Source organism: Corallococcus terminator (genome assembly GCF_049194865.1).
Taxonomy (GTDB): domain Bacteria; phylum Myxococcota; class Myxococcia; order Myxococcales; family Myxococcaceae; genus Myxococcus; species Myxococcus terminator_A.
The window spans coordinates 176,575-197,470 of sequence record NZ_JBLZWL010000123.1; the positions used below are offsets into that span (position 1 = coordinate 176,575).

The following is a 20,896-nucleotide window of genomic DNA, read 5'->3' on the forward strand; positions in this document are numbered from 1 at the left end:
CCTCAGGGCGGGGGAGGGTGGGCCGACAGCTCCGAGTCGGAGGTGGGCCTGCCCTTCCAGCCTGGCGCGAGGTGGGGGTTGCGTGAGAGCGCGGCCTCCGCGTCCTCGCGGGCCTGGACGCGCCATGCCTGCTGTTGCTCGGAGGGCGCGTTGTCGGCCAGCGCGAGCCGCAGCCCCGCGCGCAGCAGCAGGGCCCGCGCCCACGCCGGCCGCGCCGCCACGATTCGCGCGACGTGCTCCAGCCCCCGCGTCAGCATGGGCGTCGCGTCCTCTCCCTGCGCCTGCTTCCAGCGTCCCCACGCGAGCTGAAGCTCTCCGGCCGCCAGCACGTACTCGTGCCGCCTGGGCGCCAGCTCCACCGCGCGCGCGAGCGCCTCCGCGGCCTGGTGGAAGTCCTCGTCCTTCGCGGTGCCTCGCCGGGCCTTGTCGCGGGCGTGCACGTCCAGCACGCCGCCCTGGTAGCGCCACGCGTAGGCCAGCTTCGGGTTGAGCTCGCGTGCGCGCGCGAGCGCCTCTTCCGCCTGGGTCAAGTCCTTGCCCACGTCGCGCCCGCGCGCCAGCGCGTGGGTGGCCCACAGCACGTGCACCCGCGCCAGGTTGGTCCACAGGTCCGCGTCGCCCGGGAGCAGCTCCAGCGCGCGGCGGTAGTCCTCCTTCGCCGCCTTGAGGCTCGGGCCCGGGTCTTCGCCTCGCGCGACGAGGAAGCCCGCGCGCACCGCCTCCACCTCGCCCAGGTTGTTGTAGGCGAAGGCCTGCTGCGGGGCCACGGTGCGCGCCTGCTCGAAGGCCTTGCGCGCCTCGGTCAACAGCGCCCCCACGTCCTTCCCGTTCTCCCAGCGCTGCTCGGCCTGCCACAGGAGCGCGGCGCCCTGGCCGTTGTGGAGCTGCGGCAGCTTGGGGTTGATGTCCCGGCCCTGGCGGTAGAGCGCCAGCGCCCGCTCCAGGTCCGGCTCCGGGTCCTGCCCGTGCTCCTGTCGCCAGCGCGCCAGCTGCTCGGCGACGTCAGCGCCCTGGAAGCAGGCCATGACATTGCGCGGGTTGAGCGTGAGCGCGCGCTCGATGGCCTCCATCGCCCGCGTCAAATCTCCCGAGGCGTCCGGGGCGCTGGGGATGGCCGCCCGCGCGCGGTAGGAGTTGCCGAGATTTATCCAGGCGTCCGCCTGGTTCTCCCTCACGCGGATGGCGGCGAGGTACGCGTCGATGGCCTTTCCCTGGTGGCCGAGCGAATCCTCCCCGTGCTCGCTCTCGTAGTCGGCCCACACCTGGTGCGTCAGGCCTAGATTCGCGTGGAAGGCATAGTCGCGCTCCTCGGGGCCCAGGCGCTCCAGGGCCTCGATGGAGAGGCCGAGCTGCTCGCGCGGGTCCTGCGACAGCCGCTGGCGGTGACGGGCCCACAGCCGGTGGATGATGGCCAGCTCCAGCGTGACGCGGTCGCTCGGGGGCGCCAGCTTCAGCGCGGCCTGGGCCGAGTCGATGGCCTTGCCGAACAGCGTCTCCACGTCGTCGGTGTTCTGGTTGGAGTGCTGCTCGCCCAGGCGGCGGTACAGCCGGGAGCGCACGATGAGCGAGCGGTGGTGGTCCGGCGCGGCGGTGAGCGCGTAGTCCAGCGTCTCCAGGCCCCGCTGGTAGGGCGGCAGCACGTTGCCCGCGCCGTACAGCTCCATCACCAGCGCGGCCAGCTCCAGGCGTCCCAGGGCGTAGTGCCCGTCGGGCTGGCTCTCCGCGGTGGCGATGGCCGCCGCGTACGCGCGCCGCCCTGCCTCCAGGTCCGCCTGCGAGCCGACGCCGTCCCCCTGGTGCCAGCGCCCCATGGCGCGGGCCATGTACACGTCTCCGCGCAGCAGGGGCGCCTCGTAGAACCAGGGCTGGGTGTTGCTCATCGCCTCCAGGTGCGCCAGCGCCTCCTCGTGGCGCCCCTCGTGGAAGGCGAACAGGGCCTTCACGTACAGCGGCGGCGCGGGGACGTCCGGCCCCTCGGCCTGACGCAGGTAGGCCAGCGCCGGGTCCCGGTAGCGCTGCTCCAGCTCGCGGCGGCGCAGCTCGCGCTGCTCGGGGCTGCGGCGCTCGAAGTCCAGCAGCAGCTTCTCGCGGTACTGGTCACCCAGCACCAGCGCCAGCGCCCAGGCCGCGCGGGGCTCGCGGTAGCCGTGCTCCCACGCGGACTCGAGCTTCCGACGCGCGCCCTCCACGTCACCCAACGCCAGCAGCGCGCGGCCCAGGGCGTAGTGGCCGGGGCCCACCGCGTGCTCTCCCGCCTCCTTCACCTCCACCTCCAGCGCGTCCATGCTGGCGCGCAGGGCCGCGCGGTCCTCGCGCGTGTCGTGCAGGCGCGAGAGGAACGAGTAGCGCGCCGCGGCCTCGATGCGCTCCACCCGCTCGGTGAAGCTGCGCGTGAGCCGCTCGCGCTCGGCCACCTCGCTGCGCGCCAGCACCGCCTGCCCCAGCGCCAGCGCCACCACTGTCAGCGCCGCGAGGCCCGCGCCCAGCGCCACGCGGTGCTTGCGCGCCTTCTTGCGCAGCCGGTAGCCCAGGCCCCGCCGCGCCTGCACCGGCTCTCCGCCGAGGAAGCGCTCCAAATCATCAGCCAGCGCCCGCGCCGAGTCGTAGCGGGCCGAGCGGTCCTTCTCCAGGCACTTGAGGACGACGGCCTCCAGGTCCTGGGGGATGTCCCGGTCCAACGCGCGTGGAGGGCGCGGCTCCTCCGTCTGGAGCCGGGTGATGATGTCGTGCTCGTTGGCGCCGTGGAACGGCGTCTGCCCGGTGAGCAGCAGGTAGAGCGTGGCGCCCAGGCCGTAGACGTCCACGCGCCGGTCCAACCGCGCAGTGTCTCCCTTGGCCTGCTCGGGGGCCATGTACTGCGGCGTGCCCATCACCACGCCGTGCAGGCCGCCCTCCTCGCGCCAGTCCCTGGCCAGACCGAAGTCCATGACGAAGGGCGCGAAGTCGCCGTCCTCCGTGCGCTCCACCAGGATGTTGCCGGGCTTGATATCGCGATGCACGAGTCCGGCGCGATGCGCGGCGTGCACACCCTCGGCGGCCTGACGCAGCACGAGCACCTTCTGCTCCGGCGTCAGCGACGGCGCGAGCTGGCCCAACGACTGGCCGGCCACGTAGCGCATGGCGATGTAGCCGCGCCCCTGCACCTCGCCGACCTCGTACACCTCGCACACCCGCTCGTGGCGCACGCGGGCCTGGGCGCGGGCCTCGGAGAGGAAGCGGCGCGCCAGCTCCGGGTCTCCGCCCTTCACGAACTTGAGCGCGACGTTGCGGCGCAGCAGCGGGTCATAGGCGAGGAACACCTGCCCCATGCCGCCCTGACCCAGGAAGCGCACGGGCTGGTAGCGGTCCCAGTCCGGCACGGGGAAGGACGGGTCCGCGCTCGGGTCCTCCGAAGTGGCGGAGGCGGCCGGCGGGGCCACCACGGGGGTGTCCGGGTCCAGCGTGGCGGCCTCCAGCGGGCCCGGGCCACCACTGGCGCCTCCGCCCAGCTCCCGCGAGACCTCCTCGCGCAGCTCGCTCAGCGTGTGCTCGCCCAGGCGCCCCTGCTCTCGCAAGAGCTCCAGGGGGCTGCGTCCCAGGTCGAGCGCCTCCTCGCGCAGGGCGGCAGCCTCCTCGGTGGAGACGAGCCCTTCGTCCAGCGCGAGGAGCAGCTCCTCCTCATACGTCTCCTGCTTCTTCCCCGCGATGTCCACGGCCCCCAGCATACGGGGTTGCGCGGCCATGCGGGGAGACCCGCCGGGAGGCCCACGAGTCCCCGGGGGAGGGGACTGGGGGAAGGGATGTGGACCTCCCGGCGGAAACCTTCGAGCTACCGGCGCTGCTTGCGGCGCAGGCGCAGGCCCAGCAGGGCGAGCAGGGGCAGCCAGGACGTCGCGGGGGCCGCGCTGCAGCCTCCGCCGGCGAAGGCGCGCGTGTTCAGCACCGTCCACCGGTACTCGGCGGGCGTACCGTCCACGTTGCCGGCGTCGTCGGTGGCGCGCACCCGCAGGGTGTGCTCACCGTCGCTGACGTCGTAGGTGTCCCGGCAGGCGACGAAGGGCCCGCCGTCCAGGCTGCACTCGTACCTCACGCCATCCTCGTTGGAGGCGTAACCGAAGGGGGCCTCCGGGTCGCCGGTGCGCGTCGGCGGGTTGCGGTTGAAGGACGTGTCGGGCGCCTGGGTGTCGATGCGGAACGTGTCGACGTTGGAGGGCGCGCTGGTGAGGCCCGTATCCGTGTCCGTGGCGTTGGCGACCACCCGGTGCGTCCCGTCCGACATCGGCGTGGTGGGCGTGCAGGTCCAGGCGCCCGTGGCGTTGGCGGTGGCGATGCACAGCACCGTGTCACCCTCGCGCACCGTCACCGTGGCGTTCGGCACGGAGGTGCCGGAGATGGCAGGGGTGGACGTGTTCAGCAGGGAGCCATTCGCGGGGCCGGTGATGACGGGCGCGGCAGGCGGCGTCCCGGCCACGGTGAACGTCACCGGAGCCGAAGGCGTGCTGGTGTTGCCCGCGCCGTCCGTGGCGGTGGCGGTGATGGTGTGCGGGCCGTCCGTCATCGGCGTGGCGGGCGAGCAGCTCCAGTTGCCCGTGGCGTCGGCGGTGGCGGTGCACAGCACCGTGCCACCCTCGCTCACCACCACCGTGGCGCCCGGCTCGGACGTACCGCTCAGGGGCGGCGTCGAGTCGTTCGTGGTGGAGCCATTGGTGGGGCCGGTGATGACCGGCGCGGCCGGCCCGGTGGCGATGGTGATGTTCACCGGAGGAGCCGTCTCCGTGGCGCCCACCTCGGTGGAGGTGAGGACCACCGAGTGCGGACCCTCGGGGATGTTGCCCAGGTCGCACGTCCAGTTGCCGTTGTTGTCGACGACGGCGGTGCACGCCGGGGTGGGGCTGCCGTCGACGTAGACGTTGATGGTGGAGCCCGGAGAGCCGGTGCCACCGATGACGGGGTTCGACACGCCGCCCGGAGCCGGGTCCGTCAGCACGGGGATGAGCTGGCAGATGGACAGCGAGTCCGCGCGGTAGGCCACCGCGGTCTCCGTGTTGTTGTTCGCGGCGCAGTCGGTGTCGATGAGCGCCAGGCGCACGTCACCGGACGTCGCGTCGAAGTCGCGGCGCAGCGGGAAGCCCAGCTCCATGGCGGCGTCACGGGTGGTGGACGCGGGGCCCCCCGCCGGGACGTTGCCGAGCGAGAAGCGCTGAACGCCCGCGCCCGTGGTGTGGTTGAAGCCGAAGATGCCCGGATACCAGCTGCTGGCGCCCGAGTAGCTCACCGCTCCAGAGACGTAGCCGATGCGGTAGCGGCCCGGCACGGTCAGCGACGCCTGGGTGTCGCCCGCGGCCAGGTCCGGCGCGGAGAGGCTCGCCACCTGGGTGCACTGGCTGTTGCCCTGCCGGGTGAAGAACGCGCGCACGTTGGTGTTCTGGCAGCCGTGGCCCGCCTCGATGGTGCAGGTGGCCGAGCAGCCGTCGTTCGCCGCCGTGTTGCCGTCGTCACAGGCCTCCGAGGAAGCCTTGATGCCGTCGCCGCACGTCACGGCGCAGACGGACGGATTCCCGGTGCAGCCATGGCCCGCTTCAATCGCGCAGGTGGACGAGCAGCCGTCGTTGTTGGCGGTGTTGCCGTCGTCGCACAGCTCCCCGTTGTCCAGCATCGCGTTGCCGCACACGTTGGCGGTGACGCAGACGTCCGTGTGGGGGTTGCAGGTGCCGCTCTCGCAGACGCCGGAGGCGCTGCAGGGCTGGCCGTTCGCCCAGAGGCAGCGCGGCGAGCAGGCGTCGCCGCTGTTCAGGTTGCCGTCGTCACACACCTCGGAGCCGGCGACGACGCCGTCGCCGCAGGTGGTGGCGCAGGTGGAGGGCGCGCCGGAGCAGGAGTAGCCCGGCTCACGGCCGCAGATGCCGGAGCAGCCGTCGCCGTTCGTCGTGTTGCCGTCGTCGCACGTCTCGCCCGCGTTGATGACGCCGTTGCCGCAGGTGTTGAAGCAGACGTTGCCAGGAGGCGGGCAGCTGTAGCCGGGCTCCACGGCGCACGCGGCGCAACCGTCGCCGGCCGTCGCGTTGCCGTCGTCACACGCCTCGGCGCCGGCGGTGATGCCGTCGCCGCAGAGCGTGGCGCAAGTGGAGGGCGCGCCGGAGCAGGAGTAGCCCGTCTCCACGCCGCAGCCCTGCGAGCAGCCATCGCCGTTCGTCGTGTTGCCGTCGTCGCACGTCTCGTTGGTGTTCACCGTGCCGTTGCCACACGTCTGGGCGCACACGGAAGCCCCGTTGGAGGGCCTGCTGCACGAGTAGCCAGGCTCCACGCGGCACTCGGTGGCGCAGCCGTCACCCGAGTTCAGGTTGCCGTCGTCGCACTGCTCACCCGGGTTCACCTGGCCGTTGCCGCACGTCTGCACGCAGGGCTGGCCCACGGTGGGGCAGGAGTAGCCCAGCTCCAGGGTGCAGGCGTTGGAGCAGCCGTCACCCAGGTTGATGTTTCCGTCGTCGCACAGCTCGCCCGCGTCCAGCCGCGCGTTGCCGCACAGCGGGGCGCAGTTGGACGGCTGGCCGACGCACTCGTAGCCGCTCTCGATGCGGCAGGCGTTGGAGCAGCCGTCGCCGGACAGGCCGTTGCCGTCATCGCACAGCTCGCCCGGGTCGACCGCGCCGTTGCCGCAGGTGGTGACGCACGCCTGGCCCGGGGTGGGGCACGCGTGGCCGGGCTCGACGCGGCAGGACGCGTTGCAGCCGTCGCCCGCGGTGAGGTTGCCGTCGTCGCACTGCTCGCCCGAGTTGAGCAGGCCGTTGCCGCACGTCGCCGAGCAGGAGCTGGGCGTACCCGCGCAGCCATAGCCGGGCTCGATGCCGCAGCTCGCGCTGCAGCCGTCGTTGTTGTTGGTGTTGCCGTCGTCGCACTCCTCACGCAGCGACACCGCGCCGTCGCCGCAGCGGTCGTCGTAGGCGTCCACGAAGAGGTAGCGGAAGGCGTTGGGCGTCGAAGCCGCGTTCTCGTTGCACAGCTCGATGCGGTTGAGGCCCGTGCGCCAGGCCGCCGTCGTGCCGAACTCCCGGATGATGTTCTTCTGCCAGGCGTTGCCCGCGGGCTCGCTCACGGTGGTGGGCGTGAAGCCCACGCCGTTGACGGACGCGCTGTCGAACTCGTTGTCGTTGAACGTGGCCAGCCGCATGCGGAACTGGGCGACGTTCGTCGTCGAGGGGATGATGAAGTCCTGGTACACGCACACGGGCGCGCCCAGGGGAGCCGCCATGAAGCGGGCCGTGGTGACTTCCTGCGGCCAGTCAACGGCGTTGCGCACGCCCGTGGCGGCGCCCGTCGTGCCACCCGTGTAGAACCAATGCGGATCCGCGCCGGTCTCCAGGCGGCGGTTGTTCTGGTCCACGCCGGTGTTGAAGAACGCGAGGCCCGCCCTCACGCAGCGGCTGGGCGTTCCCGCGCAGGCGAAGCCGGGCTCCACCTCGCACAGGCGGCTGCAACCGTCGCCCTCGGTGCGGTTGCCGTCGTCGCAGATCTCCTGGTCGAAGTTCGGATACTGGCGGTTGTTGAACGCGCCGTTTCCGCACAGCGACAAGTCACACGTGGCGGTGCAGCCGTTGGCGCCGGCGGCGGTGTCGCCGTCGTCACAGGCCTCGCCCGGGTTGACGACAAGGTTGCCGCACAGCGTGGCGAGCGAGCACGCCCGGCCAGGGACGTGACAGAGGTAGCCGGCCTCGATGGCGCCAGTGGCGGAACAGCCGTCACCGTTGACCGTGTTGCCGTCGTCACACTGCTCGCCGGGCTGGATGCGGCCGTCGCCGACGACGGGAGCGGCCAGCCGGGACAGCGCGGCCTCCTCGACGGGAGCAGGCGTCGGGGTGTTCTGCTCGCAGCCGGTGAGGACGGTGAAGAGCGCGAGCGCGAGCGCGGTGGACAGACCCGGGCGCCAGGACTTGGCGGGCTCCGGACAGAGGGGGTCGGGGATTCGTGGGTTCATGAGTGTCTGCCTCACTTCTCAATGGTGTCGGTGGGAGCGCCCTGCTTCGTCTCGACGCCCTCGGCGTCACCGACGATGCGGAACTCCACGCGGCGGTTCTTGGCGCGGCCGGGCTTGGTGGTGTTCTCGGCGATGGGCTTGGCGGGGCCGAAGCCCTGCGAATCCAGCCGCTCGCGGCCGAGGCCCTTGCCCACCAGGTACTTCACCACCGCTTCGGCGCGGCGCTGGGACAGGTCCAGATTGTAGTCGGCCTTGCCCGTGTTGTCGGTGTGGCCCTCGACGCGCAGCTTCTCGATTTCAGGGTGCGACGCGAGGATGGACGCCACGCTGTCGAGCAGCTTGTGGCTGCGCGCGCTGATGACATCCTGGTTGTTCTCGAAGAAGACGGACTCGAGGATGCGAATCTGGCCCTCTCCAATGTTCGCCAGCTGCTTCTGCTTGCAGCCGTGGTTCTTCTCCGTGCCCGGCTCGTCGGGGCAGTTGTCCAGGCGGTCCACGAGGCCGTCGCCGTCGCGGTCCTTGTCCGGGCAGCCGCGGTTCTCCTTCGGGCCCGCCTCGTTCATGCAGGCGTCGCGCGCGTCGGCCACGCCGTCCTGGTCGTTGTCCGGGTCCGGGCAGCCGTTGGCGTCCTCGAAGCCGTCCAGGTCCTCCGGCGCGTTGGGGCAGGCGTCCTTGGAGTCGGCCAGGCCGTCGCCGTCCGTGTCCGGGTCATCCGGGCAGCCGTCGGCGTCCTCGAAGCCGTTGATGTTCTCCGCGTTCGCGGGGCAGCGGTCCGCCAGGTTCATCAGACCGTCCTTGTCGTCATCCGTGTCAGCGCAGCCGTTGAGCTCGGCGAGTCCCGGCGCCGTCGGGCAGCGGTCCGCCACGTTCTTCACGCCGTCCCCATCCGCGTCCAGGTCCGGACAGCGGGCCGCGTCGTGGGGCTGGCCCGCGACACATGACGCCACCGGCATGTCACCAGCGCCGAAGTTGACGCCACCCAGCACGCGGAACTCCGGGGTGCCCGGCGTCTTGCCGAAGCCCGGGCCGCCCATGATGTAGAGCTCGGCGCCGTTCTTCGGCAGCGTGCGCAGGCCGAGCAGCACCTCGAGCGACTCGGGCGCGTCGGCGAAGGGCAGCGTGCCGCGCACGACGAGCTCCTCGCGCAGGCCGAAGAGGTTCGCGGTGAGGTTCACACCGCCGTTGAGCTCCACGCCCATCTCGTCGCGCAGCGGGTCCGCGCCGGGGGAGAGGGCGTACGTCTTGGTCCGCACCAGCGCGCCCACGTCGGCGCCCACGCGCCAGGTGTCGCCCAGCTTCTTGCCGAGGCCGACGCGCGGGGTGAAGACGAAGCCGTCATCCTTCGTGAGCACTTCCTCGCTGCCAAAGGGCAGCGCGGCGCCCAGGTGCAGGCCCAGGTCCAGCGGCCCGCCGCGCGCCTCCGACATCAGGCCCGCGCGCGCCTGCAGCCAGGGCGTGCCCAGCGCGAAGGTGCCCGGCTTCTCATAGCCAAGCGCGCGCGTCTCGGGGCCCCACTGCGTGACGACGGGCACCTGCGCGCCCACTTCCAACCAGTCCGTCACCGCATAGGCGCCGGTGAAGTGCACCGACACGCGGTTGGAGACGACGGTGCCCTGCACCTCGTCGTTGCGCAGCAGCACCAGGGGCTGGTGCTCGTAGTGCGCCGTGAGGCCGAGGCGGAACGTTCCGTCCGGCAGCAGGTCGCCGGTGGACAGCACGAGGCTGTCCTTCGCGCCGGGGTTGAGCTGCAACCGCTCCAGCTCGATGCTCGGGATTCGCTGGGCCTGCGCCTGGGTGGAAAGCGCGCAGAGAACGGCGAGTCCTCCGAGCAGGGGATGACGACTTCTTGGGTTCAAGGGTTCCTCCACATCCGCGCGGCTCATCAGGAGCGCGCGCGACCTTCAGCCACCAAATGTGTGCGAGCGCACATTTGCACGCGCCGGGCCAGGGCGTCGTGAGGAGTCGGCCGAGCGTGGAGGGTCTCCCCTGACGTGTCAGGGCACGTCCGGACGCGCGCGAGCGTGCCGTTGACGTGTCAGGTCAGGAGGGGCGGGTGAAGACAGACCCCTCCCGGACCCATGTGGAGTCCGGGAGGGAGGGGAGCATTTCTAGCGCAGCGGCAGGTCGAGCCAGGACGGGCCGCCGAGCGCCAGCGGCGCGCCGGTGGTGTTGGCGTCGAAGTAGAGCGGGTCCTCGGTGTCGACGACGAGCGCGAGCTGGCGCCAGGCCGGGACGTCGTACGCGGTGGCGGGGAACACCAGGTTCAAGTCGAGCGGCGCGCCGGGCGTGGCGCCCTGCCAGCTCAGGGGCACGTGGGTGATGAGCCCGCCGAAGTCGCCGGCCAGGTCATAGAGGTAGGCGACCACGGTGCCCGACGCCTTCGTGGGGGTGATGCGCAGCCGCAGCGTGGCCACGCCGCGGATGGAGATGGCGCGCGTGGAGAGGGCGGAGGTCCACACGCCCGCGTTCAGGCGGTTGACGCCCGGCAGCCAGACGATGGGAGGAATGCCCGTGAGCGCCTGGAGCCCGTTGGTGAGCAGCGCGACGCCCGCGTCGGCGGTGGTGTCGAAGCCGCTGATGAGGGTGCGCGAGGACGTCGCGGAGGAGCCTCCCAGCGTGCCGGTGCCGTCGAGCAGGCGGATGGCGCCCAGCGCGTGGCGCTGCGTGCCCGAGGACACGTCGGCCCAGGACGTGTAGCCCTCCACGTCGCCGTCGTAGGTGCGCAGGACGACGGGGGCCTCGTTGCCGATGCCCGTGTTGATGCCGGCCACGTACTGGTCCATCCAGCGGTGCAAGCTCGTCCACACGTGGTTGTCCAGGCCGAGCAGGCCGGTGGCCTCGACGACGGCGTGGTCTCCCGGGGCGAGCTCCAGGCGCTTGGGGCCGGTGAGCTGGCCGAAGAACTCGGAGAGCTGGTTGGGGGGGAACAGGCTGTCGCCATACGCGTTGGCGATGAGGATGGCGGGCGCGTTCACGTTGATGCGGCTCACGTAGGTGGAGGCCGAGCGGATGCGGCCCCAGGCCTTGATGCCCTCGATGTCGCGGTTGGCGAAGTAGTTGTCGATGGTGGTGCGCAGCTCGGGGCTGGGCCTGCCCAAGAGGCGCGAGGCGATATCCAGCAGGGCCACCGCCTGCGGCCTGCGGGTGTCACCGCCGTACAGCGAGGCCACCAGGTCCGTCCAGCCGGAGAGCGCGGCCACGGCCTTCACGCGCGAATCGAAGGCGGAGGCGATGAGGGAGATGCCGGCGCCGTACGACACGCCCGCCAGGCCGATGCGCGCGCTGTTCGTGGGCGTGTTCGCCACCAGCCAGTCGATGACGCGCGACGTGTCGGCGATGTCCGCGGGCCCGCCGGTGTCGATGCCACCGCTCGAGGCCCAGAAGCCCCGGGGCGTGTACGACAGGGCCACGTAGCCCTTCTGCGCCAGCGCCTTGGCCTGGGCCAGGTACTCCAAATCATTGAGTCCCCAGCTCGCGATGAAGACGACGGCGGGGTGGGGGCCGGGCGTCGTCGGCGCGATGAAGTTGGCCTTCAGCACCACGCCGTTGCCGACGGGGATGTCGACGAACTGGAAGCCCGTGGTCGGCACCGCCGCGAACACGGCGCGCGCGACAGGGGAGGGATGTGGGACGGCGGCGGTTCCGGCGAAGGGGAGCAACAACGCCAGGAGGAGGGACGGCAGTCGGAGCAACCGGGGGGCAAGACGCTGCGCCATGGGGCACCTCGGGACTGCTGGCTAGAGGGGGCGCCCACCGTATCGATAGATTGATTCGTCAATCAAGGCTTGTCGCGGATGGCCTGTTAAGCAGATTTCAACGTCCCGGGAGGGAGTAGCGGCCCTCCTTGTGGAGTTCGCGGCTGATGCCGTGGAGGAGGTCCTGGGCGCGAATCTCCTGGGGCGCGCGGACGACGGCCCTGAGGCAGGCGTGGCGGAGCACGTTGATGATGGCGCCGCCGGACAGCTCGTGTTCGCGGGCCAGGCGGTGCAGGTCCACGTCGGGCGCGAGGGGGAAGGGCTTGTCGCGGAAGCACGCCTCCCAGAGCCGCAGGCGCTGCGTGGGGCCTGGCATGGGGAAGTGGATCATCGACTGGAAGCGACGCGCGAAGGCCTCATCGAAGTGGCTTCGCTGGTTGCTGGCGAGCAGGGCGATGCCAGGGAAGTCCTCGATGCGCTGGAGCAGGTAGGAGATCTGCTGGTTGGCGGCGTGGTCATTGGCGTTGCGCGACTCGGTGCGCTTGCCGAAGAGGGAGTCGGCCTCGTCGAAGAAGAGAATCCAGCGATGGAGCTGCGCGTGGTCGAAGAGGCTGGCGAGGTTCTTCTCCGTCTCGCCGATGTACTTGGACACGACCTTCGAGAGGTCGACGCGGAAGACGGGCAGGCCGGTGGCCTTGCCCAGCAGCGTGGCGGTGAGCGTCTTGCCGGTGCCGGGAGGGCCGTGGAAGAGGCTGCGGTAGCCGGGCTTGAGCTGCTTGCGCAGGCCCCAGGTCTCCATCAGCGTCTCCTGGTGGCGCGCCCAGGTGATGATGTCCTCCAGGTCCTCGCGCAGCGGGCCGTCGAGCACCAGGTCATCCCAGTCCTGGAGCGTGGTGATGCGCTGGGCGGGGAACTCCGGGCCGAACGGTGGCTGGTAGGTGCCTCCGGTGGTGAGGCGCTCCAGGTACTCCGGCGTGAGCTGGAGCGCGGCGGACAGGGGCGGCTCGTCCGGGGTGCGGCGCTCCAGTCGCAGCACGCGGCGCGCGAGGAGCGGGTGCTCGGGATGGAAGAGGCGGTGATGGGACAGCCGCGCGGAGAGGTCTTCTCCGGCGAGGAGGAACAGCGCTGTTTCTCCCGTGGGGAGGAAGCCGCCATGGGAGCTGCCCACCAAGCCGCCGAACTCGGTGAAGCGGCGGTCCAGGGCCTGGTTGCGGATGAAGAGTGGGTCCAGGACCGCGGGCTGGATGTGGGGCAGGTACGCGAGGACGAGGAGCAGTCGTTCCGCGGGCTGGAGCTTCAGCTCGCGGATGACGTCGGAGTAGGGCGTGGCCTGCTCGGGGAGGCAGGGCGGGGGGCGGGCTTCGAGGAGGTCGTCGTGGGGCAGCTCACCGGCGTGTTGTTTGAGGCGGAGGTCCAGCAACTGGCTGAACCAGGAGACCTCGGCGCGGATGAACGCGGCGTTCGTGGTGGGCGTGGAGGTGTCCATGGCGCTACCAGGAGACATAGAGGGGCTGAGGCATCCACGGATGCGTGAGGATGGAGACGTTCCAGGGGACCTGGTCGATGAGCACGTCGAGCGTCTTGCGCTGCACCTGGAGCTTCCAGCGGTCGTCGAGCTGCTCCAGTCGGCCTTCGCGTTGGAGGAAGGTCTCTCGCAGGCCGGAGATGGACGTGTTGGCGATGATGGTCCAATTGGTGATGAGGGCCTTGAGGAGCCGGTCGCAGAGGGACTGCTCGCGCTCGGTCAGCTCGATGCCGCTGGGGACGGGGGTGGGGATGGAGAGGCCGCAGAAAATCTTGTTGAGGACGAGCAGCGGCTCGGGCGCGGAGGTGCGGCCGTCGACGAGGTACTGGAGCAGGTGCACCGCGCGGGTGGCGGGCTCGGGGTCCAGGTGTGTCTTTCCCGCGTCGTCCACGCGTGACAGGCCCAGCTCCCGGAAGAGGTGGGGGATGAAGGGACTGACGAGCACCAGTCCCGCGTTGTCGATGTAGATGGGCGCCCCACCGTTCTTCTCGTCCCCGAGTCGGAAGGAGGTCCGACGTGATTCCTTCGAGGGGCGGGAGCGGGAGGTGGTGGAGCGGCGCGAGTCGACGCGGGTGGTCGTGGTCCACGCGGTGACGAGGGCGTCTCGTCGCTGACGGAGCAGGGCGCCGAGGCGCGGGACGGCTTCGTGTTGCGCGAGTTCGATGGCGCGCTCGAGGAGGCGCTCGGCGGTGCTGCGCGAGTCTCGGTGGCTGGGCTGGGCGGTGTGGAGGCGCGCGGAGAAGTGCTCGAAGAAGGCGGACACGAGCTGTTCCAGCGTGAGGCTTCCGCCGGGGCGCTCGCCGAGCAGCTCCAGGACGAAGCGCCAGAAGGCGGACCGCTCCGTCAGCGCGGGTGTGCCAGAGGGCGCGACTTCCTGCCACGCGGCGACGAGCACTTCGGTGGCGGAGAGGAGCGCGGCGTGGACGTGTGGCGCGAGCACGGCGCTGAAGCGCGCGAGCACGGAGTCCGGCAGGTTCCGGGCCCAGTGTTCCTGGAGCCGTTTGCGGTGGGCATGTCGGCGGACGAAGCCGCGGAGCACTTCTGGCGATTCATCCAGGAGTGACTGGAGCAGGCGCAGCAGCGCATCGTCAGAGAGGCCTGCGTAGCGGTCCGCGCTCTCCGCGAGCAGGAAGGAGAAGAGGGCCTCGCGGGCCTCGTGCCCTTGAAGGTTCGTGGGCTGTGTGTCGGGAGCAGGTGCCTCGTCGGAGCCGAAGCTGGAGCGCGGTTCTGGCGAGCGACTGTTGTCTGGTTGGATTGAGGCGTTGCGCGGAGGCGGGGTGTTGTGGGCCGGTGTGGTGGTGGCGGTTGGCAGCGGCTCATGAGTGAGGACAGTAGGGGCGCTGTGCTCGTGTGAGGCGGCGGCGGTTGGTGGCGGCTCACGAGTGATGACAATAGGGGCGCTGTGTCCGTGAGCGGTGGCTGGCAGCGGCTCACGAGTGAGGACCGTAGGAGCGCTGTGTTCGTGTGATGAGGCCGTGGCTGGCAGCGGCTCACGCGCGAGGACAGCAGGGGCGCTGCGTTCGTGTGCTGCGGTGGTGGCTGGCTGCGGCTCACCCGTGAGGGCAGTAGATGTGCTGCGTTCGTGTGAGGCGGCGGAGGGGAGCGTGGCCGCAGGGACCAGGCCCGAGCCTTGATGTCGTGGCGCAGAGGCAATCGCATCCGGAGCCGTTGGTTGCTGAAGGCGCGAGCCCTGACGGGAGTCTGTGCGCGGAGACTCCTTCCCTTGGAATGGGGGCTCAGTGGCCGCTGGAGTGCCGGCTTCCGATTGAGAGTCCGCTGGTCGCGAAGAGGCCTCGCGAGGATGCTCGCGACCTATGGATGGTGAATGTTCGGCCGAGACAATGTCGGGCCGCTTCGGATGAAGGGAGGCGCTGTCCACGTCCGCCGAGCGTGAATGCCCGAGGCTCGCCGAGGGTGGCTGTTCGACTGACTGCTTCGTGTGAGTGGAGCCTTCGTCTACCGCTGGTGGACGAGAACGTTCAAGGCCCGCTGAGGACGGCTTCTCAACATGGGCGTCGTCGGACTGCTTCGTGTGAGCGAAGCCTTCGTCTACCGCTGGCGAACGTGAACGTCCGAGGTGCGCTGAGAACGGCTGTTCAACCTGGACGTCGTGGGACTGCTTCGCGTGAGCGGAGATGTCGTCTACTGCTGGAGAGCGAGAACGTTCGAGGCCCGCTCCGGGCGGCTGCCTGACGTGGACAGGGTCGGACTGCGTCGGATGAGCGGAGTCTTCGTCTACGGCTCGCGAACGCAAGCGCCCGACGCTCTCAGAGGGCGGTTGCTCGACTCGGACGGTGTTGGGTTGCTCCTGATGCGTGGAGCCTTCGTCGGGTGCTGGCGAACGTGAACGCTCGATAGTCGTGGCAGGGGACTGTTCGGCTTGCGCGGTGTCGGACTGCTTCGGATGAGCGGAGCCGTCGTGCACCGCTGCCGAACGTGAACGCCCGAGACTTGCAATGGGTGGCTGTTCGACCTGGTCAGTGGTGGGGCGCTCTGGGTGAGCGGAGGCTTCGGCCACTTTTTGCGAACGTGAATGACCGAGGCCCAAGGACAGGGACTGTTCGGCCAGCACAGCATCGAGCCGCTCCGGATGAGCGGAGGAGGCATTCACCTCCGACGTTCGTGGAAGTCCGTGACTCGTGGAGGAGGGCTCGGCATTGCGTGTGCCCTCCGTCGGTGATGTGAGTGCCGAGGTTGCGTCGGACGCTGGAGAGTTTTCGAGGCGGGTCGGAGGGAACTCGGTTCGAGTCGTCGACCCCTCCGTCTGAGGATCAAGTGCCGCGTCTGTATCGGGCGCGCGCGCTTGTCCGGGACGTACGAGTGACGAATCGATGGCCGATGTGCTCGCCCGCTCCGGCGAGGTGACCGCCGTCGTTGCTTCGTGAGTGAGAGGAGGCTTGTGACTCGCGGATCGTGAGTCGGTCTCGGTGTCCACCCGCCGAGACTGAACGTGCTCCGCCTCCATTTCCTGCGTGCGCGCAGGCTCCATCGTCACGGTGGATGACGCGACCACCGAGTCCACCTGCCGTGGAGGAAGGTGCTCTGCATCTCCTTCGCGCGTGCGTGATGTCGCTTGCGAGGCCACTGTGTCCGCGCGCCGAGGAGGACTGTGTCCCTCCTCGGTGAGGACCCCGGACGTTGCCCCCGTCAGTGCCGCGTCCGCGGAAGTGTCCGAGCGCGCGAACACCTCCATCTCTTCAACACGAGGGTCGCTCTCGGATGCTGCCTCTGCGCGGGCAATGTTCCCCAGTGCCAGGGGCAACAACGGCTCGTCCTCATCAAACACGGGCCGCACCGTGCGGCCATCACGAACGACACCACCCATCCCTCGCGCCCCAAGTTCATCGAGCGCGCCACGGAACGCCTGAACCTGCTTCGCGGGCAACTGCCCCTCGGCCTCCCAGGCCATGCCGGTCCGGAGCAGGAACCCATGGACCTCTCCCGGAATCACCGAACCAAACAGTCGCTTCAACAACCGACTGAAAGAGCCCTGTGCCAGCGGAGCCGTCTCCCCCAGCAGCAACAACTCGTGAAATACCTCCTGCCGAGCCCCTGCCCTGCCGTGTGGAAGGACTCGTTCTGGCAAGGTGTTCAGCGCCCGCAGCAACGCCTTCAGCGTGCCCGATTCACGGGGACGCAGCAGGTCCATCGCCCGCTCAATCAGCTCCGGATCGCTCTGTTCGACCAGGGCCGTCCTCAACACCTCCACGTCGCGCAGCGCGAGAAGGAAGTGTCGAGTGTCCTCCGGAAATGAAACCAGGAGCGCCGCCAGCAAATCCGCCACCGTGGGCCCCGCCTGCCCTCCGAACCGGAGCTGACTCATCAGCGTCGACTTGATCGCATGCGCCTCCCACCGAGACAGGTCCGACTCAGGAGCGCTCCGAGCCTCCGCGAATGCCCCCGCACGAGGCGCCGCCAGCTCCTCCAGGTCCACGGGCCTCCCATCCAGAAGCGTGGAGATCAGCCGCGCGAAGAACAGCGGCTTGTCCTCCGCCCGAGCTACGAACACCGGCAGCGCCGAGCGCAGCGGACTCCCTTCATCTCCAGAAGGAGGCATCAACCGCACGAGCAGCTTCGCCAGCGTCTCCTCCGAAATCCTCCGCACCGCGCGCACCAGCCGCGTCAGCGAACCTCCCGACTGTTCCCACGCAAGCGCTCGTCGCTGAAGCGAGCGAGGCAGCTCCGGCAGCGTCGCAACGACGCGCTCCGCCGTCAGCTCCGGCATGCGCACGAGCGTGCCCCACGGCAACACGCCATGCTGAAGGTAGTAGCGAAGCGCCTCCGTCAGCTCGTAGCGAGCCGATGCCGTCTCCGGCACCGTCAGCTCCTCCGCGTCGTGCTCCTCCATCTCCGCGACATCCGCCACGGGAGCAGGCAGCTCCCTCACCAGTTCCCCGATGACGAAGGACAGCGAGGCCAGTACCGGGTGCCGCTTGCGCACCTGCTCCAAGCCGATGCCCAGCGTGGTGAGCAGCTCCGAATACTCCAGACCCTGGCTCTCGGCGATGCCTTCCAGGAGCTGCTTCAACGCGCTCTTGCGGTTGAACTGAGAGCCCGCCTCCTTCACCAGATACGTCAGCGTCAGCAACCAGAGCAGCCGCGACAGGCCGCGGTCGCTCAGCGGCACGACGGGCTTGACCCGATGGAGCGCCTGGAGGCTGACGATGTAATCGATGAGGAGCGCCGCGTGCTTCGGCTCCAGGAGCGTGATGAGCCGCTCCAGGGAGCGCTGGTCCAACTGGAGCACCAGTCTGTCCAACACCTCGCCCATCGAGGCATGCTTGCCCACCAGTCGAACCAGTCCCTGGGGGTCGCTCATCGCCACCTGAGCGAAGAGGGCTCCGAACGAGAACCCCGCGCCACCGGGAGCCCAGTACGGCAACGTTCCGTGCAGCAGGTAGTGCTCCAGCAGCTCCAGCCGCATCTCCGCTTCCGTCCGAGGCTGTTCCCCCGAAGGCGGCGCCACACGCCGAGCGTGCACCGCCTGCTCCACGACCTCGCGCAGCCGAGCGGTGAGCCGCTCCTCCACCACCTGCTCGAAGTTGTCGAGCGGCACCGTCCCCAGGTCCACATCCAGCCGGTCGATGCGCAGGTGCAGGCCCGGCACATCCACCGCGTCGAACACCTGCTCGATGATGGCCAGCAGTCGCCGCCGATTGAAGTCGCTCAGCCGAGGCTGAAGCTCGAGCGCCTGGGCCTCCGATTCCAACTCGACATGAAGCGTCTGCTTCCGGATGTGGTGCCGCGAGCCCGTCATGCGGGAGCCACTTCGGACTCGCGGGCCGCCACTTCCAGGAAGTCCCGCAGTCGAGCCGATGCCGTGGACAACCCCTCCGAGTCCTCCTGCCGAAGCGCGTTCCTCCAGGCCCAGTAGAGCCGCTCGAAGCGGGCCATGCGCGACGGGCCGAGGAACAAACAGTCCGTCACCACGAGCGCGGGAGCGTTGCTCCGGATGACCTCACGCGCGAAGGTCTGGAACTCCGAGTCACTCCACTGTCGGGTGGCGGTGGAGATGACGGCCGTCACCGTGAAGCTGTAGGCGAACGAGTCCTCGTCGTCGCGGCGAGCGGACCGCAGCAGCACGTGCTCCACGATGTAGAGCTGCGAGCGCTGACGGTTGAGTGTGCCCACCTGCTCGGCCAGCGCGTGCGCGCGGGCCACGGCGCTCCCGGTGTCCGGGAACTTCCCCGCCAGATGCCACCCGCTCTCGGAAGGCGCCTTGCACACCAGCGCCACGGAGGACTCGCCCGGCAAGGTTCCCACGCGGAAGTTCTCCAGCGAGCCCGCGGCGCCGAGAAACGCACCGCTCACGGCCTGTGCCCGCAGCGGCGAGGCCGAGGGGCTCTCGGGAGCGGGCAGGGACACGACGGGTGTGAAGCGCTCCTCGATGGTGTCCACATGGCGAGCCAGCGCGCGTCCCTCCGGCGCGGGCGCACCCGACTCCGAGAGGTCGAGTCCGTGTTCGTCCAGCGTGTCGATGAGCGGCCGTGCATCCGCCTCGTGCATCCCAAGCTGGATGCGGCTCTTGATGGCCATGCCGGCGACATTCCCGGGGCCCGGTCGCGCCAGGAAGTCGACGCCGCGTCCGCGTCCATGGGTGCTCTGGACCAGGTGATGGAGCAGCGCGAGCTTCGCTTCCATCAACCGCTCGGACTGCAGTGCCTTGGGGCGTCCCTCCCAGGCCACGTTCGCCACCGCGTCGTCCTCGAGCCCCTCCGCGCAGAGCGCGAGCAGCACGTCGAGGAACCGGTTGCGACGCTCGGTGACGGGGTCCTGGCTGGCGACCAGCTCCTTCAATCCTCGCGCATAGCCCGACGAGCCCTCACCAGGCGCTTCCCGCTTGAGCAGCGCCTCCACATCAGGGACCGAGTCGGCGAGTGACTGCGAGAAGTACGTGTGCCGCAGCTCCGAGTCGCTGGAGAACAAGTCCCTGACGTGTGAGAGCTGCGCGAAGAAGTCCGCGAGGAGCTGCTCGAAGGCGAGCAGGTAGCCCTTGAGCTGCCGAGCCTGTCCCTGGCGTGCCAGGGGCGCTCCCTCGGGGAGCCCCGCCGAGCCGATGCCGTAGACCATCGGATACTGCGTCTGGATGGAGGTGTAGCCGCGGAAGTCCTGGCGCTGACCTCGGGGCATGGCGAGGTACTCCTCGTACTGTGGCGCGAGGGGCTGCGTGCGGCGCTGCTCGGCCCACAGGCGCTCCAACTCCCGGCGCACTCGCGCGGGCTGGGGCTTCACCTCGACGCCGTTGCGGAACAGGCGGATGGAGAACCCGCCGCGCTTCGTGTCCACCGCCGTGTCCAGGACGAGCACCTGATTCATCGCGACGGGAAGCGAGCCGTCCGGCCCCACCACCACCGCGTCGTTCGCGCGGAGACTCACGTTGCGGACGCTGGTGACGCCCGGCGTCTGGACCATCGCTCGGGTCAAGTCCTGCAGCGCGATGGAGGTCGCCTTGGGCTGAAGCTCCGCGTCGGCGATGAAGCCATCGTGGAGCAGCGGTCCCTCGAAGATGGCGTCTGTCGTCAGTCCCGCGTCGAGCAGGGACTTCAGTGACTCGCGACGAGGCTCCGGCGCGAGGAGGTTCCCGATGCGGAAGAACAGGCCGGCGAGGATGTTCTCGGGCGTGCGGCTCTCGTCGATGCTCGCGTCGGCGGAGACGATGGCCTCCACGTTCTCCAACACGGTGATGTCCCGGAGGTCCTCGCACAGTCCACGGTGCCGGTTGTAGACGCGACGGACGGCGTCGGTGATGGACTCCGGGGCGCGCTCGTCGGTGGCGCAGTCGTCCCGGCCCGGCGCGTAGATGGCCAGGTCATAGAGGCCCTGCACCGCGCCGGACATGACGGGCGTGAGCCAGACGTTGCCGACAGCGGGCACCCGGTCGATGAGGAGCTTGCGATAGTCGCGCTCCGTCAGCGGGTTGCACGGGAGGATGTCGAGCGCGGGGAAGAGGCCTTGTCGTTCCGGGTCGATGAGGCCCGTCACCGGGTCCAGCAGCAAGTCAGCGAGCGGGAACGAGGCCCGGTAGGACAGCTCCGTCAGCGCGTAGCAGAGCTGCTCCAGCGTGGTGACGCCCGGGTCATGCTCGTTGTAGTCCGTCCAGATGTCGCCTGCGAGCTGCTGGAGGAGCGCGGTGCCCTGCTCCTTGAGGGCCACGTAGTTCAGGCCCACGTTCTCGGGGGGCTCGGCGGTGACGGTGACGGGCTCTGCCATGAAGGGCTCCACGAA

Annotated in this window: 7 protein-coding genes; all 7 read right to left on the reverse strand. The window is 70.0% G+C overall.

Going from position 1 to position 20,896, the window contains the following annotated elements:
* Nucleotides 1–2: 2 nt before the first annotated feature.
* The 7 genes from ACN469_RS36830 to ACN469_RS36860 all read right to left on the reverse strand — a co-directional run bounded on the left by ACN469_RS36830 (nt 3) and on the right by ACN469_RS36860 (nt 20,881).
* Nucleotides 3–3,722 (reverse strand): protein kinase domain-containing protein, encoded by a 3,720-nt coding sequence (locus tag ACN469_RS36830; RefSeq protein ID WP_498775928.1) that lies wholly within the window; start codon nt 3,720–3,722, stop codon nt 3–5.
* An 86-nt stretch (nt 3,723–3,808) separates the two neighbouring features.
* Nucleotides 3,809–7,951: a DUF4215 domain-containing protein gene (locus ACN469_RS36835; protein ID WP_498775929.1), complete on the reverse strand. Its 4,143-nt coding sequence runs from the start codon at nt 7,949–7,951 to the stop codon at nt 3,809–3,811.
* An 11-nt stretch (nt 7,952–7,962) separates the two neighbouring features.
* Complete coding sequence (locus ACN469_RS36840; protein WP_498775931.1) at nt 7,963–9,807, reverse strand: OmpA family protein; 1,845 nt, start codon at nt 9,805–9,807, stop codon at nt 7,963–7,965.
* A gap of 252 nt (nt 9,808–10,059) precedes the next feature.
* Entirely contained in the window at nt 10,060–11,667 is a 1,608-nt protein-coding gene (locus ACN469_RS36845) for a CocE/NonD family hydrolase (protein WP_498775932.1), read from the reverse strand.
* Nucleotides 11,668–11,764: 97 nt separating this feature from the next.
* Entirely contained in the window at nt 11,765–13,132 is a 1,368-nt protein-coding gene (locus ACN469_RS36850) for an ATP-binding protein (RefSeq protein ID WP_498775934.1), read from the reverse strand.
* A 4-nt stretch (nt 13,133–13,136) separates the two neighbouring features.
* Entirely contained in the window at nt 13,137–18,428 is a 5,292-nt protein-coding gene (locus tag ACN469_RS36855; protein WP_498775936.1) for a contractile injection system tape measure protein, read from the reverse strand.
* Nucleotides 18,425–20,881, reverse strand: a complete 2,457-nt coding sequence (locus tag ACN469_RS36860; protein WP_498775938.1) for a baseplate wedge protein — start codon at nt 20,879–20,881, stop codon at nt 18,425–18,427. The genes ACN469_RS36855 and ACN469_RS36860 overlap by 4 nt, the downstream gene beginning before the upstream one ends.
* Nucleotides 20,882–20,896 lie beyond the last annotated feature (15 nt).

Coding starts and splice junctions, on each gene's coding strand:
- ACN469_RS36830 (WP_498775928.1), bottom strand. CDS start 3,722: ATGGCCGCGCAACCCCGTATGCTGGGGGCCGTGGACATCGCGGGGAAG.
- ACN469_RS36835 (WP_498775929.1), bottom strand. CDS start 7,951: ATGAACCCACGAATCCCCGACCCCCTCTGTCCGGAGCCCGCCAAGTCC.
- ACN469_RS36845 (WP_498775932.1), bottom strand. CDS start 11,667: ATGGCGCAGCGTCTTGCCCCCCGGTTGCTCCGACTGCCGTCCCTCCTC.
- ACN469_RS36850 (WP_498775934.1), bottom strand. CDS start 13,132: ATGGACACCTCCACGCCCACCACGAACGCCGCGTTCATCCGCGCCGAG.
- ACN469_RS36855 (WP_498775936.1), bottom strand. CDS start 18,428: ATGACGGGCTCGCGGCACCACATCCGGAAGCAGACGCTTCATGTCGAG.
- ACN469_RS36860 (WP_498775938.1), bottom strand. CDS start 20,881: ATGGCAGAGCCCGTCACCGTCACCGCCGAGCCCCCCGAGAACGTGGGC.